Origin of the sequence: Geobacillus sp. 47C-IIb (assembly GCF_014679705.1) — a bacterium.
Classification (GTDB): domain Bacteria; phylum Bacillota; class Bacilli; order Bacillales; family Anoxybacillaceae; genus Geobacillus; species Geobacillus thermodenitrificans.
The window spans coordinates 2546713-2558972 of record NZ_CP061473.1 but is presented as its reverse complement, the minus strand read 5'-3'; the positions used below and the strand labels follow the sequence as shown (position 1 = coordinate 2558972).

9 protein-coding genes, 21 tRNA genes and 1 rRNA gene are annotated in these 12260 nt (G+C 48.5%); 3 read left to right on the top strand and 28 right to left on the bottom strand.

The window, feature by feature from the left end; all coding sequences use genetic code 11:
- Nucleotides 1-47 precede the first annotated feature (47 nt).
- Complete coding sequence (locus tag IC804_RS12940; RefSeq protein WP_011886824.1) at nt 48-728, top strand: response regulator; 681 nt, start codon at nt 48-50, stop codon at nt 726-728.
- Between the two features lies 1 nt (nt 729).
- On the opposite strand, the gene IC804_RS12935 is transcribed toward IC804_RS12940, so the two are convergent.
- Entirely contained in the window at nt 730-1707 is a 978-nt protein-coding gene (locus tag IC804_RS12935) for a LacI family DNA-binding transcriptional regulator (protein ID WP_029761470.1), read from the bottom strand.
- Nucleotides 1708-1984: 277 nt separating this feature from the next.
- Between IC804_RS12935 and IC804_RS12930 the strand changes: the two genes are divergently transcribed.
- Complete coding sequence (locus IC804_RS12930) at nt 1985-2674, top strand: hypothetical protein (protein WP_011886822.1); 690 nt, start codon at nt 1985-1987, stop codon at nt 2672-2674.
- Nucleotides 2675-2746: 72 nt separating this feature from the next.
- Here IC804_RS12930 and yhbH read toward each other — a convergent pair whose 3' ends face one another.
- From yhbH to queG, 5 genes are all read right to left on the bottom strand, one after another.
- Nucleotides 2747-3904, bottom strand: a complete 1158-nt coding sequence (yhbH, locus tag IC804_RS12925; RefSeq protein WP_008881660.1) for a sporulation protein YhbH — start codon at nt 3902-3904, stop codon at nt 2747-2749.
- A gap of 225 nt (nt 3905-4129) precedes the next feature.
- Nucleotides 4130-6025, bottom strand: coding sequence for a PrkA family serine protein kinase (locus tag IC804_RS12920; protein ID WP_011886821.1), 1896 nt, complete (start codon nt 6023-6025; stop codon nt 4130-4132).
- A gap of 324 nt (nt 6026-6349) precedes the next feature.
- Nucleotides 6350-6823, bottom strand: a complete 474-nt coding sequence (trmL, locus tag IC804_RS12915; RefSeq protein ID WP_008881664.1) for a tRNA (uridine(34)/cytosine(34)/5-carboxymethylaminomethyluridine(34)-2'-O)-methyltransferase TrmL — start codon at nt 6821-6823, stop codon at nt 6350-6352.
- A 23-nt stretch (nt 6824-6846) separates the two neighbouring features.
- A complete protein-coding gene (locus tag IC804_RS12910; protein WP_011886819.1) occupies nt 6847-7713 on the bottom strand; it encodes an amidase domain-containing protein in 867 nt (288 codons plus the stop codon).
- A gap of 58 nt (nt 7714-7771) precedes the next feature.
- Complete coding sequence (gene queG / locus IC804_RS12905) at nt 7772-8914, bottom strand: tRNA epoxyqueuosine(34) reductase QueG (RefSeq protein WP_008881667.1); 1143 nt, start codon at nt 8912-8914, stop codon at nt 7772-7774.
- Nucleotides 8915-8966: 52 nt separating this feature from the next.
- Here queG and IC804_RS12900 point away from each other — a divergent pair, with 52 nt between their 5' ends.
- On the top strand, nt 8967-9632 hold the full coding sequence (locus IC804_RS12900; RefSeq protein ID WP_081157345.1) for a B3/B4 domain-containing protein: 666 nt from the start codon (nt 8967-8969) through the stop codon (nt 9630-9632).
- A gap of 180 nt (nt 9633-9812) precedes the next feature.
- Here IC804_RS12900 and IC804_RS12895 read toward each other — a convergent pair.
- The 22 genes from IC804_RS12895 to rrf all read right to left on the bottom strand — a co-directional run bounded on the left by IC804_RS12895 (nt 9813) and on the right by rrf (nt 12164).
- Nucleotides 9813-9884 (bottom strand) — tRNA-Glu (locus tag IC804_RS12895).
- 5 nt (nt 9885-9889) lie between these two features.
- Nucleotides 9890-9982, bottom strand: a tRNA-Ser gene (locus tag IC804_RS12890).
- Between the two features lie 4 nt (nt 9983-9986).
- Nucleotides 9987-10061 (bottom strand) — tRNA-Asn (locus tag IC804_RS12885).
- Nucleotides 10062-10303: 242 nt separating this feature from the next.
- Nucleotides 10304-10380 (bottom strand) — tRNA-Ile (locus IC804_RS12880).
- Nucleotides 10381-10385: 5 nt separating this feature from the next.
- A tRNA-Gly gene (locus IC804_RS12875) sits at nt 10386-10456 on the bottom strand.
- Between the two features lie 30 nt (nt 10457-10486).
- A tRNA-His gene (locus tag IC804_RS12870) sits at nt 10487-10559 on the bottom strand.
- An 8-nt stretch (nt 10560-10567) separates the two neighbouring features.
- Nucleotides 10568-10643 (bottom strand) — tRNA-Thr (locus IC804_RS12865).
- Between the two features lie 30 nt (nt 10644-10673).
- Nucleotides 10674-10764, bottom strand: a tRNA-Ser gene (locus IC804_RS12860).
- Between the two features lie 17 nt (nt 10765-10781).
- Nucleotides 10782-10858: transfer RNA gene (locus IC804_RS12855), tRNA-Ile, on the bottom strand.
- An 8-nt stretch (nt 10859-10866) separates the two neighbouring features.
- Nucleotides 10867-10940: transfer RNA gene (locus tag IC804_RS12850), tRNA-Met, on the bottom strand.
- A 17-nt stretch (nt 10941-10957) separates the two neighbouring features.
- Nucleotides 10958-11033: transfer RNA gene (locus IC804_RS12845), tRNA-Ala, on the bottom strand.
- A gap of 9 nt (nt 11034-11042) precedes the next feature.
- A tRNA-Pro gene (locus tag IC804_RS12840) sits at nt 11043-11116 on the bottom strand.
- Nucleotides 11117-11120: 4 nt separating this feature from the next.
- Nucleotides 11121-11194: transfer RNA gene (locus IC804_RS12835), tRNA-Arg, on the bottom strand.
- A 3-nt stretch (nt 11195-11197) separates the two neighbouring features.
- A tRNA-Leu gene (locus tag IC804_RS12830) sits at nt 11198-11283 on the bottom strand.
- Between the two features lie 7 nt (nt 11284-11290).
- Nucleotides 11291-11365: transfer RNA gene (locus tag IC804_RS12825), tRNA-Gly, on the bottom strand.
- A gap of 7 nt (nt 11366-11372) precedes the next feature.
- Nucleotides 11373-11445: transfer RNA gene (locus IC804_RS12820), tRNA-Lys, on the bottom strand.
- Between the two features lie 10 nt (nt 11446-11455).
- A tRNA-Thr gene (locus IC804_RS12815) sits at nt 11456-11528 on the bottom strand.
- A 13-nt stretch (nt 11529-11541) separates the two neighbouring features.
- A tRNA-Phe gene (locus tag IC804_RS12810) sits at nt 11542-11617 on the bottom strand.
- Nucleotides 11618-11794: 177 nt separating this feature from the next.
- Nucleotides 11795-11870 (bottom strand) — tRNA-Asp (locus tag IC804_RS12805).
- 4 nt (nt 11871-11874) lie between these two features.
- Nucleotides 11875-11951, bottom strand: a tRNA-Met gene (locus IC804_RS12800).
- 11 nt (nt 11952-11962) lie between these two features.
- A tRNA-Val gene (locus tag IC804_RS12795) sits at nt 11963-12038 on the bottom strand.
- A gap of 9 nt (nt 12039-12047) precedes the next feature.
- Nucleotides 12048-12164 (bottom strand): 5S ribosomal RNA (rrf, locus tag IC804_RS12790).
- Between the last annotated feature and the right edge of the window lie 96 nt (nt 12165-12260).

The following is a 12260-nucleotide window of genomic DNA, read 5'->3' as shown; positions in this document are numbered from 1 at the left end:
AGCCGCATTCGACAAGCCCCTGCCCCAAGCCAAAGGAGGGAAAGACAATGTACCGTGTATTGCTCATTGAAGATGACCCAATGGTCCAAGAAGTGAACCGACAAATGATTGAACAAGTGAACGGTTTTGCCGTCGTCGGCCTCGCCGGGAACGGAGAAGAAGGACTGCGCCTCATCGAGGAGCTCCACCCTGATGTAGCGGTCATTGACATTTACATGCCGCAATTAGATGGCCTTGAAACGTTAAAGGAAATTCGCGCCCGTGGGCATGAAGTCGACATTCTAGCCATCACGGCCGCAAGTGATATTGAAACAGTACGCCGCGTTTTACAAAACGGCGCGTTTGATTATATTGTCAAACCGTTTAAATTTGAACGGCTCAAGCAAGCGCTAGAAAACTATCGGGCATTCCGCCAATCGCTCGCCGAAAAACAGTCGCTCACTCAAGCAGAACTCGATGCGTTGCGGCAAACGGCCGAACGGTATGTCGACCCACTCCCTGAACTTCCAAAAGGATTAAACGAAGTGACATTGGAAAAAGTCGTCACTTATTTGCGCCAACAGTGCTCCCCTGTCTCCGCTGAAGAAGTGGCTGAAGGCGTCGGCATCGCCCGCGTCACCGCTCGCCGCTACTTAGAATACCTTGAGAAAAGTGGAAAGGTTGTGCTCGATGTGCAATATGGCAGTATTGGTCGCCCCGTCAACCGCTATCAGTTGAAACGAATATAGCTTACCCGGTAGCCCGCACGACCAACCGGGTAGGCAACTCTTCTTGTTTTCGAGGAACATTTCCTGTCTCCAGCCAATGGTGAAGAAGCCGAAACGCTTTTTCCCCCAACGTAAAATGAGGGAGTGCCACTGTCGTAATGCCCAACATTTCGGCCAGCGGATCATTATCAAACCCGATGATAGTAAGCTCTTCTGGAATGCGCACCCCGATGCGTCGTGCCTCCAATACGATACCGGCTGCCACTTGGTCGCTCGTTACAAGCAATGCACTCGGACGCTCTTCCATTGCCATCCATTGTTCGATCACGCGTTTTCCGTCTTCAAGAAATAGACAGCCGTCAAAAATCCATTGGCGCTGGGGCGTAACGCCGACATCACGCAACACATCTTGATACGCCGCTTCTCGCGCTTGGCTGTTCGGTCCTGTCCTTCTCCCGATGCAATAGCCAATCCGTCGATGTCCTTTTTTCACCAAATAGTGAAGAGCTTTGGCGAACGCTTGATAGTGGTCGATATAGACCGTGAAAAAATCATATTCTGTCACTTGCTCGCATAAAACGATGGGGGCCTCTTCTTGGTATGCGTCAAAAATTTCCCATCCCACTTCATGAGAACAGACAATCAAGCCATCCATTTGCTTCATTCGCAACCGCTCTAACGCCTCGAGTTCCCGCTCTACGTCATAATTCGTCTGAAACAAAAGCAACTGATAACCATAACGAAGCGCCTCTTTGGAAATCCCTTCAATGACCGCTGAAAAATAAGGATGATGAATGTACGGAAGCATGACTCCGACAATCATTGTCCTTCCTTTTGCCAAATGAACGGCTTGGATGTTTTTTGTATAATTGAGCTTCTCAACTGCTTCCCAAACTGCCTTCCGCTTTTCCTCACTCACATATGGATACCCGTTTAATACCCTTGATACGGTAGATACTGACACACCCGCTTCTTTCGCCAAATCACGGATGTTCGCCACGTTCCCACCCCTTCCTAAAAAACGCTTGACTTGAAACGCGTTTCATCCATTATGTTGATTTCACCATCTAGTATACAAAAGGAGGGGTTCATATGCTTCACGGATTTGCTTTACTCGCTCTGCTCGTCACTATCATTTGGGGAGGCGCACATATCGCCTTGAACGCGGAAAATAAAAAGAAAGTAAGAAAAAAGGAAAAGTAAGGGGAAGATTCAGTTTGTTTCCACTGTTTCAACTGCTATAATGAATGGTATATGGATAGCAAGGAGGAATCAAGATGGTTCCATATTGGAAATCGCTTTTCTTGATTGCCGTCACCGCTGCCTTTCTTGCCGGTTGCGGTACGGAGACACCTTCATCAAAAGAGGAAGAAGCGAAAGGAAAACAAACAGTTAGTCTAGACGAGACTTCTACCAACATGCAACCATCAGAACCAACCGGCCAAGAAATTCCCCCTGTTGATGAACAAAAGCAAGCAGGAGGGGGGCAAAATGGGTCGAAGGGGGATGAAACCGACTTTTCCCGCCCGACGACTTCGTTGTCTTATCAAATTGGAAATCAAACGGTCACAGGAACAGCAACGTTGACAACAAGCGACAACCAACATTTTTCGCTCTATGTCCTAGAGGGATGGACACTCGACGCCGAAGAACCGCATGCTGATGTACTGCTCCATGGAGACACGTTTGCCCGCATCCGCCTTCTTCCTAATGAGGAGACAAACTATGAACAATTGGCCAAAGAACATGCCCAAGCGATTGACGCCAACGCCGCCCGTCAGCAAACTAATCAACTTCCAAAACCGTTCACTGATGCTCTTTGGTACATCGCTCAAGCTGACGGTGTTACCGTCCATGTGATCGCCAGCACCCAACCGGCGCCGATGCTTTTGACAGTGCACGCCCCTAAGGGAAAAGATGTGCTTGGCGCTGTGCTCGCCATGGTGGCCACACTGCAAAAGCAATAACTTGCTAGGGAGGGCTATCGCCCTCCCCTCCTTTTTAATAAAGAAAAACCCCCTTTTTCATTTGCAAGAGGGTCAAACCGGCTGCTCGCTTTCTTCTTTGCGGAAAAACGTTCTCATGGCATGAAACACATCTGATTTTTGCTTTAAAATATAATAGCGGAATTTTTCATCTTTAATATTACGGTACGCTGACATGAGCGTTGAATGGCGGTTGTACTGGTTAACTTCCCCGTACCCAAACATGTTCGACACTTTCATCAACTCTTGAACAAGCTTGACGCAACGGGCGTTGTCAGATGTCAAGTTGTCCCCGTCAGAGAAGTGGAACGGATAAATGTTGTAGCGTGACGGCGAATATTTTGTTTCAATCAGTTCCAACGCCTTGCGGTAAGCCGACGAACAAATCGTTCCACCGCTTTCCCCTTTGGTGAAAAATTCTTCCTCACTGACGACTTTCGCTTCGGTATGGTGGGCAATAAAGGCGATGTCCACCGTCTCGTACTTCGTGCGCAAAAAGCGTGTCATCCAGAAGAAGAAACTGCGCGCCATATATTTTTCCCACATGCCCATTGAACCACTTGTGTCCATCATCGCTAAGACGACTGCTTTCGATTCCGGTTTGACGACTTCGTTCCACGTTTTAAACTTCAAATCTTCGCGGTAAATCGGATAAAAGCCCGGTTTGCCGCTCATGGCATTGCGTTTGAACGCAGCGAGCATCGTCCGCTTTTTATCGATGTTCCCCATCAGTCCGGTGCGGCGAATATCGTTAAACTCGATATGCTGAACAACGTTTTGGTCGCGCTCTTTCTGCTTCAAGTTCGGGAGTTCCAGTTGACTAAAGAACGCCTCTTCAATTTCCATCAACGACACTTCGGCTTCGTAATAGTCTTGGCCTGGCAAGTCGCCAGCTCCTTGGCCTTTTCCTGGCCCCTTCCCCTCCCCGCTTCCATCTCTGGCTACCACGTCACCGACTTGGCTGTCCCCGTTTCCTTGACCGACATGCTTATTTTTCTCGTAGTTATAGCGGATTTTATACTCATCAAGCGAGCGAATCGGAATTTTAATGACGTCACGTCCGTTGGACATAATAATGCTTTCTTCCGTAATTAAATCCGGCAAGTTATTTTTGATCGCTTCTTTTACTTTTTCTTGATGGCGCTTTTGATCGTCATATCCTTTGCGGTGGAGGGACCAGTCTTCTTTCGATACAATAAAATTCCCCTTCATTTTTTCCCCTCCTTTGTTAAAATCATTTTCACACTTTTCATTTTCCCGCATATACTTATGTTGGCGTCATCAAAACGGACCATCACTATGCCAAGTTGTTTATTTTATCCTATGCAAAAATTCGAAATAATTGACAGATGAATGTGGAAAATGGACAAGGAATCAAGAAGTGGACAAGCCCGATTATCGGCGTAAAAAAAGCATGCCCGAATACTCGAGGCATGCCTAACGGTTCAACAAGCTGCCGACATATCGGAGCAATTCATTCGCTGATGTGGAATTATACCCGTACTCATCAATCAAACGGGCGACAACTTCGTTGATTTTTTTCAATTGCTGCTCATCGGGGGTCTTCGTCGATGTCGTAATTTTCACGATGTCTTTCAAATCAGCAAACAGCTTTTTCTGGATCGCTTCGCGCAACCGTTCGTGCGAATTGTAATCAAACTTTTGTCCTTTGCGCGCGTAGGCGGAGATGCGGATTAAAATTTCTTCGCGGAACGCCTTTTTCGCATTTTCAGAAATGCCGATTTGTTCTTCAATCGAGCGCATCAGTTTTTCATCCGGATTCATTTCCTCGCCAGTGAGCGGGTCGCGCAGTTTCGTTTTGTTGCAATATGCTTCGACATTATCCAAATAGTTATCCATCAACGTTTTCGCCGACTCTTCATACGAATACACGAACGCCTTTTGTACCTCTTGCTTGGCGATTTCGTCATACTCTTTGCGCACAAGCGAGATGAAGTTCAAATATCGTTCACGATCTTCTTTTGAGATGGATGGATGTTGATCCAACCCTTCTTTCAGTGAACGAAGCACATCGAGCGCATTAATCGATGGCACTTCTTTTCGGATGATGCAAGCCGAAATGCGGTTGATGACATAGCGAGGGTCGATGCCGCTCATTCCTTCGTCTGGATGCTCTTTTTTCAGCTCTTCTACATCGACTTCGTTGAACCCTTCGATCATCTCTCCGTCATACAGGCGCATTTTCTTCAATAAATCCACATCCGGCCGTTTCGATTCTTTCAGCCTCGTCAAAATCGTAAACATGGCCGCAATGCGCAGCGTGTGCGGGGCAATATGCACATCAGCAACGTCGCTTTCTCGAATCATTTTTTCATAAATGCGCTCTTCTTCCGAGACACGCAAGTTGTACGGGATCGGCATCACGATAATGCGCGAATGGAGCGCTTCATTCTTTTTATTGGAAATAAACGATCGGTATTCTGTTTCATTTGTATGGGCAACGATCAGTTCATCAGCGCTGATAAGCGCAAACCTTCCCGCTTTGAAATTGCCTTCTTGCGTCAACGATAGCAAATGCCAAAGAAATTTTTCATCGCACTTTAACATCTCTTGAAATTCCATAATGCCGCGGTTTGCTTTGTTCAGCTCGCCGTCAAACCGATACGCCCGCGGGTCGGATTCTGAACCATATTCAGCAATGGTCGAGAAATCGATGCTTCCCGTCAAATCAGCGATATCTTGCGATTTCGGGTCGGACGGGCTGAACGTCCCGATGCCGACACGCCGATTTTCTGAGAAGAAAATGCGTTCGACCATCACGTCTTCAATCCGACCACCGTATTCTTTCTCAAGCCGCATCATATTGAGCGGCGACAGCTCCCCTTCAATGCGAATGCCGTATTCACGGTAAAAATCGTCGCGCAAATGGTGAGGAATGAGGTGAAGTGGATCTTCATGCATCGGGCAACCTTTAATCGCATAAACGGCGCCGCGCTCCGTTTTTGAATACTCCTCAAGCCCGCGCTTCAGGAGCGTTACCAACGTTGACTTCCCGCCGCCAACCGGCCCCATCAGCAGCAAAATCCGTTTGCGTACATCAAGTCGTTTTGCCGCTGGGTGGAAATATTCTTCAACAAGCCGCTCGAGCGCCTCCTCGAGCCCAAACAAATGCTGGCTGAAAAACTTATACCGTTTCCGCCCGTTCACCTCTTCAACCCCAGCGTCTTTAATCATATTATAAACGCGCGAATGAGCCGACTGGGCGACCCACGGCTTTTCTTTTAAAATCTCTAAATACTCAGCGAACGTTCCTTCCCATCTCAGCCTCTCTTCCTCTTCCCGGTACCGTGCGATCTTTCTTAAAATATCCATAAAGGACCTCCTCACCCTTGGATGTCTTACAGCAAGATTATTACAATTTATGCGAGGATGTCCCGTATCATTCGCCACAAAAAAAATTTTGTCTTCGAACAGTTCGCGGCAGTCATTCACATGCTCGGCCATATTCGTTATAATAAAGGGGAAACGCCTGCCACTTTCATTGCAAGGGAGGAAAAAACGATGCGCACATTGCTGATGTTAGGAGTTATCATCGCCTTTTTAACAGCCATTTTCACGGCTGGGTACGAAGACAAACCGGGTGTCAAACAATAAAGCCCAAAAAAACGACCTCCATAGCGAAGGTCGTTTTTTTGTTTACGACAATCCGTGAAACCGTTGCTGACGCAGTGCCTCATACACTAAAATAGCCGCCGTATTTGATAAATTCAACGAACGGACTTTGTCGTTCATCGGGATGCGCAAGCAACGATCCTTGTTGGCCTCGAGGAGCTCCTTCGGCAACCCGGTCGTCTCGCGGCCAAATACAAAAAAAATGTCTTTTTTCTGATCGCTGAAGTCAAACGAGTCATAATATTGCTGGCCAAACTTCGTAATAAAGTAAAATTCTCCCCCCGGAAATCGGGCAAACAGCTCGTCAATGGAGTCGTAATACGAAATATTGACATATGGCCAATAGTCAAGCCCGGCGCGCTTTAACATTTTATCATCCGTCGAAAACCCGAGCGGACGAATCAAATGAAGCGCTGTATCCGTCGCCGCACATGTGCGGGCGATATTCCCTGTATTTGCTGGAATTTCTGGTTGGTATAGTACTACATGAAGCGGCATTTCGTTCACCTCAACAACGTCGTTTATTTGCGATCAATGATGTGAAAAAATTTATACCGGATGTTCGGCGTATAGGCGCTCGAATCTTCGTATGACCAATACCGCATTCGGCTGTTCGTCGTATGGGCATTCACAAGCGGCATCCCATCTTGGTCTTTGGCCACCACAATGGTGGAATGGTCGAAGCGTCCATCCCCTTGAAAATCATAACAAATGACATCACCTGCCATCAATTGTTCTGGTTCAGGGACTTCCACCGCCTGTAGACCGATGCGCGATCCACTCAAATACCAGCGCAGCGAATGGGCGACCGCCCAGCTGTAACTCCAGCTTCCGTTTTGACACCACCATCCCCGCGCCCTGTTCGGATAGCCGGTCATTGGCGCTCCGCCCGCATACAAACATTGGGAAACAAAGTTCGTGCAATCAACAGAAAAAGACGGAAACGCCGGGTTATGCCGATTCCACCACGTTTCTGCATACCGTACCGCCTGAGCACGGTCATATTGGTAAGAAAGGCGCTCTCCTGTCCATTGCTCACGTTCGACACGAGGCGCTTCAACGTATTCCCCCATCCGGCTAACCCGTTTATCATCCACCAACTCGGTGCCTAAAAAACGGGCGCATCGCTCCTCGACTTGCTCCTCAATATATAAAGTTGCCCCGTGCTTAATTAAAAATTGATGATGGGCAATATAAACCATTTTTGTCTCTCGCTCGACTGTCTGTCTGCCGATAATTTGCCCTCGAATAGTGCAACGGACAATTTCTGCCCCACGCCTTTGGCAAAGTTGCTGCTTCCTAGTAATTTCTTCATCGCCTTGGATATTGCTTTCCGAGACAAATGAGTGCGCCCGCTTATCGAGCCAATCATGCAGCCGCTTTTTCATGCCGCTCCCCACTTTCGTTTTTGTTACTACCTTATGTGAGGAAGCGGCAGTTTTTTCCCTATTCCTTTACCTCTGTCAACAGTTTCAACCCTTTTTCGATTTCGGCGACTACATCTGAATCTGTTTCCGTTTGTCTTGCCTCTTCGAGATATGGCTTGGCACTTACATCCCCGATTTTCCCGAGCGCCCACGCTGCTGTCCCACGGATGACGGGACGGCTGTCTTCTTTCAGCAGCCGCAATAAATGCGGAACAGCTGTCCGGTCTTTATAATGGGCGAGCGCCAAAATGGCGTTGCGCTGGATCGGTTTTTTCCCGCGCCATGAGCCTGCCATTGCGCCGAATTTCTCTTTAAACTCACGATTGCTTACCTGAAGAAGCGGGATGAGCTTCGGTTTCGCTGCCTCGGGATCCGGCTCGAATTCCGGATGCAAGTGGAAATCTTTCTTCTTGTTTTCCGGGCAGACCAACTGGCACGTATCGCAACCGTACAACCGATTGCCGATTTTCTCACGAAATTCATCGGCTAAAAAGCCTTTCGTTTGCGTCAAAAATGAGATGCACCGCTGCGCATTCAGTTGTCCCCCTTGCACGAGCGCCCCTGTGGGGCACGCATCGATGCATTTCGTACATGTGCCGCACCGGTTTTCGATCGGTTCATCGGGCGGAAACGGAATCGTTGTAATCATCTCACCCAAATACACGTACGAACCAAACTCCGGCGTAATAATGGAACAGTTTTTCCCACTCCAACCGATCCCTGCCCGCTCTGCCACGGCCCGGTCAGCGAGTTCTCCCGTATCCACCATCGAACGAACACGGGCATGTGGTACCTTCGCAAGTAAAAATTCTTCAAGTTGGCGTAAACGTTCCCGCAACACATCATGATAGTCTTTTCCCCACGATGCACGACAAAAAAGGCCACGCCGCTCATTTTTCGTCCCGCGTGGAGCATCTTTCATTTTTGATGGATAGGCAAGCGCAATGGCAATGATCGATTTCGCCTCGGGAAGAAGCAACGACGGATTTGTCCGCTTTTCAATATCCGGTTCCTCAAATCCGGATTGATAGCCAAGCTCCTGTTGCCGACGAAGCCGCTCCTTTAGTTCCACAAACGGATCAGCGCTTGCAAAACCGATTTTATCGATGCCGATCGACCGGCTGTATTCAATCACTTCCTGTTTCAAAGAGACAATGTCCATTATTTTCCCTCCCTTCGAGGTATATGGTAAAATGAAACACGGGGTGATTCATATGAAATGCATCATATCAGAAGAATTAAAACAACGTCTTCCTTCGGGCAAATTTGGCGTGATCCGCTACCACCATATCGAAATCGGCGACTCGCCGCAAATGTTAAAAGGCCGGCTTGAACTGTTTCAAAAGTCGATTTACTTTGAGCTACAGGAAAAAGCCATCGCCGACATTCCCGAGCTCGCCGAATGGCGTCAGGCATTCAAACAAATCGGCACGGATCCAGGGCGTTACCGACCCTCAAGTGAAAGCTTATACCGTCGTATCCAGAAAAAAAACTTTGTTCCATCGATCCATTCAGCAGTCGATGTAAACAACTTCTTTTCGCTCTATTATAAAATACCACTCGGCATTTACGATCTTGATTGTATCCAAGGATCCGTGATGATTACCGTAGGTACAGAACAAGATGAATACATAGCTCTAAATGGACGCACCGTCAACTTTGCGAATAAACTCGTCAGCAAAGATGAACACGGTCCGTTCGGCAGCCCAATCGTCGATTCCAAACGCACAGCGGTGACAAAAGGAACGAAAAACGCTTTGCAAATCGTTTATTTTCTTCCATCGATTCCTGAAGATGTTGCCAATCGCCAACTTCAGGCTATTCAAACGATGTTTACGCAAATCCATGGCGGTGAGGCCGACGCACAATTGCTAGTATAATAAAAAAACGCAATGCCTCGTTCTATGACGAAACGAAACACTGCGTTGTCCCCAATATTTTATTTAAAACTTAACGAAACTCATTATAACAAAACAGTACGTACATGGCAAGAAAAAACGCAAAAATCGACAAAATTCGTCGTATAAAAGGGGCACCAGAATATCTGGTGCCAACAACGATGACCCGTACGGGATTCGAACCCGTGTTACCGCCGTGAAAGGGCGGTGTCTTAACCACTTGACCAACGGGCCAATCATGGCGGAGAAGGCGGGATTTGAACCCGCGCGCCGCAAAACTGCGACCTAACGGTTTAGCAAACCGTCCCCTTCAGCCACTTGGGTACTTCTCCATAATGGCTCCGCAAGTAGGATTCGAACCTACGACCTACCGGTTAACAGCCGGTTGCTCTACCGCTGAGCTATTGCGGAATAACTAAGAAACATTCTTCCAAATCTACTTCGTCTCTTCCTCTACTAGCTGATTCAGCTTATTCGAGGATGTTTATGCTCAGTGTCCCTTCCTCTACTAGCCAATTCAAAGAAGCTGAATGCGTCGGGACAACTCGTAGCCTATTCGATGAAGTAAGGGCTCGTCGCTGAGCTATTGCGGAATAATCAAGAAATGCTCGATTAGTATTATATCGAATCATCTGACAATATGCAATGGAAAATGGTGGGCCTAAGTGGACTTGAACCACCGACCTCACGCTTATCAGGCGTGCGCTCTGACCAGCTGAGCTATAGGCCCATAAAAGCGGGTGATGGGAATCGAACCCACGACATCAGCTTGGAAGGCTGAGGTTTTACCACTAAACTACACCCGCAACAAATATAAATTAAGGAAGAAGAGAAAGGGCGACTAGTGGGAATCGAACCCACGCATGCCAGAGCCACAATCTGGTGCGTTAACCACTTCGCCATAGCCGCCACATTGATGGTGCCGGCTGCAGGACTTGAACCCGCAACCTACTGATTACAAGTCAGTTGCTCTACCAATTGAGCTAAGCCGGCATGATGTAAATTTATTCATGGATAAATGGATGGCGGAGGAGGAGGGATTCGAACCCCCGCGCGCCTTGCGACGCCTCTCGGTTTTCAAGACCGACCCCTTCAACCACTTGGGTACTCCTCCAAAAAGTAACGTAATAATGGTGGACCTTGTAGGACTCGAACCTACGACCGGACGGTTATGAGCCGTCTGCTCTAACCAGCTGAGCTAAAGGTCCGATAATAATGGCGGTGGAGGGGATCGAACCCCCGACCTCACGGGTATGAACCGTACGCTCTAGCCAGCTGAGCTACACCGCCAAATTTATATATTTGAATGGTGGAGCCTATCGGGATCGAACCGATGACCTCCTGCGTGCAAAGCAGGCGCTCTCCCAGCTGAGCTAAGGCCCCACAGGAAAATCGGGAAGACAGGATTTGAACCTGCGACCTCACGGACCCGAACCGTGTGCTCTACCAAGCTGAGCTACTTCCCGTCAACGCGCTCGAGAGGATTCGAACCCCTAACCTTCTGATCCGTAGTCAGATGCTCTATCCAATTGAGCTACGAGCGCAAGTGCCGAGGGCCGGACTCGAACCGGCACGGTAGTTACCTACCCCAGGATTTTAAGTCCTGTGCGTCTGCCAATTCCGCCACCCCGGCAAACGAGTGGAGCGGAAGACGGGGTTCGAACCCGCGACCCCCACCTTGGCAAGGTGGTGTTCTACCACTGAACTACTTCCGCATTGTGATGAGCCATGGAGGACTCGAACCTCCGACCCTCTGATTAAAAGTCAGATGCTCTACCTACTGAGCTAATGGCTCATATGAGGGATGCCGGCTGCAGGACTTGAACCCGCAACCTACTGATTACAAGTCAGTTGCTCTACCAATTGAGCTAAGCCGGCATATCCACAATGATGGTGGCTCGGGACGGAATCGAACCGCCGACACAAGGATTTTCAGTCCTTTGCTCTACCGACTGAGCTACCGAGCCATATGTTATTTTCTACCTCGTTCATTGAATTACCCTGTGCCTCTTCCTCTACTAGCGGATTCGAGGAAGTATGATGCGTCGAGGCAACTCGCAGCAAATTCGATGATGCTGATGCTCGTCTCTACCGACTGAGCTGCCGAGCCGCATGTGATTTTTTATTTCATAGTTTTGAAATAATGGCGGTCCCGACGGGACTCGAACCCGCGATCTCCTGCGTGACAGGCAGGCATGTTAACCACTACACTACGGGACCATTTTGGTTGCGGGGGCAGGATTTGAACCTGCGACCTTCGGGTTATGAGCCCGACGAGCTACCGGACTGCTCCACCCCGCGACGATTGAAAGTGGTGGAGGATGACGGGATCGAACCGCCGACCCCTTGCTTGTAAGGCAAGTGCTCTCCCAGCTGAGCTAATCCTCCATTTATCATGCCTAGCAGCGACCTACTCTTGCAGGGGCGCTGGCCCCAACTACCATCGGCGCTGGAGAGCTTAACTTCCGTGTTCGGGATGGGAACGGGTGTTTCCTCTCCTCTATCACCACTAGGCAACAACAGACAAGTATTATTATAATGAAAAACAGCTTATTGTCAAGCTTTTTTTCATTCCTTCAAAACTAGATAACCGTTTTTGGGGGAAGAAGC

Coding starts and splice junctions, on each gene's coding strand:
- IC804_RS12940 (WP_011886824.1), top strand. CDS start 48: ATGTACCGTGTATTGCTCATTGAAGATGACCCAATGGTCCAAGAAGTG.
- IC804_RS12930 (WP_011886822.1), top strand. CDS start 1,985: ATGGTTCCATATTGGAAATCGCTTTTCTTGATTGCCGTCACCGCTGCC.
- yhbH (WP_008881660.1), bottom strand. CDS start 3,904: ATGAAGGGGAATTTTATTGTATCGAAAGAAGACTGGTCCCTCCACCGC.
- IC804_RS12920 (WP_011886821.1), bottom strand. CDS start 6,025: ATGGATATTTTAAGAAAGATCGCACGGTACCGGGAAGAGGAAGAGAGG.
- trmL (WP_008881664.1), bottom strand. CDS start 6,823: ATGCCGCTTCATGTAGTACTATACCAACCAGAAATTCCAGCAAATACA.
- IC804_RS12910 (WP_011886819.1), bottom strand. CDS start 7,713: ATGAAAAAGCGGCTGCATGATTGGCTCGATAAGCGGGCGCACTCATTT.
- queG (WP_008881667.1), bottom strand. CDS start 8,914: ATGGACATTGTCTCTTTGAAACAGGAAGTGATTGAATACAGCCGGTCG.
- IC804_RS12900 (WP_081157345.1), top strand. CDS start 8,967: ATGAAATGCATCATATCAGAAGAATTAAAACAACGTCTTCCTTCGGGC.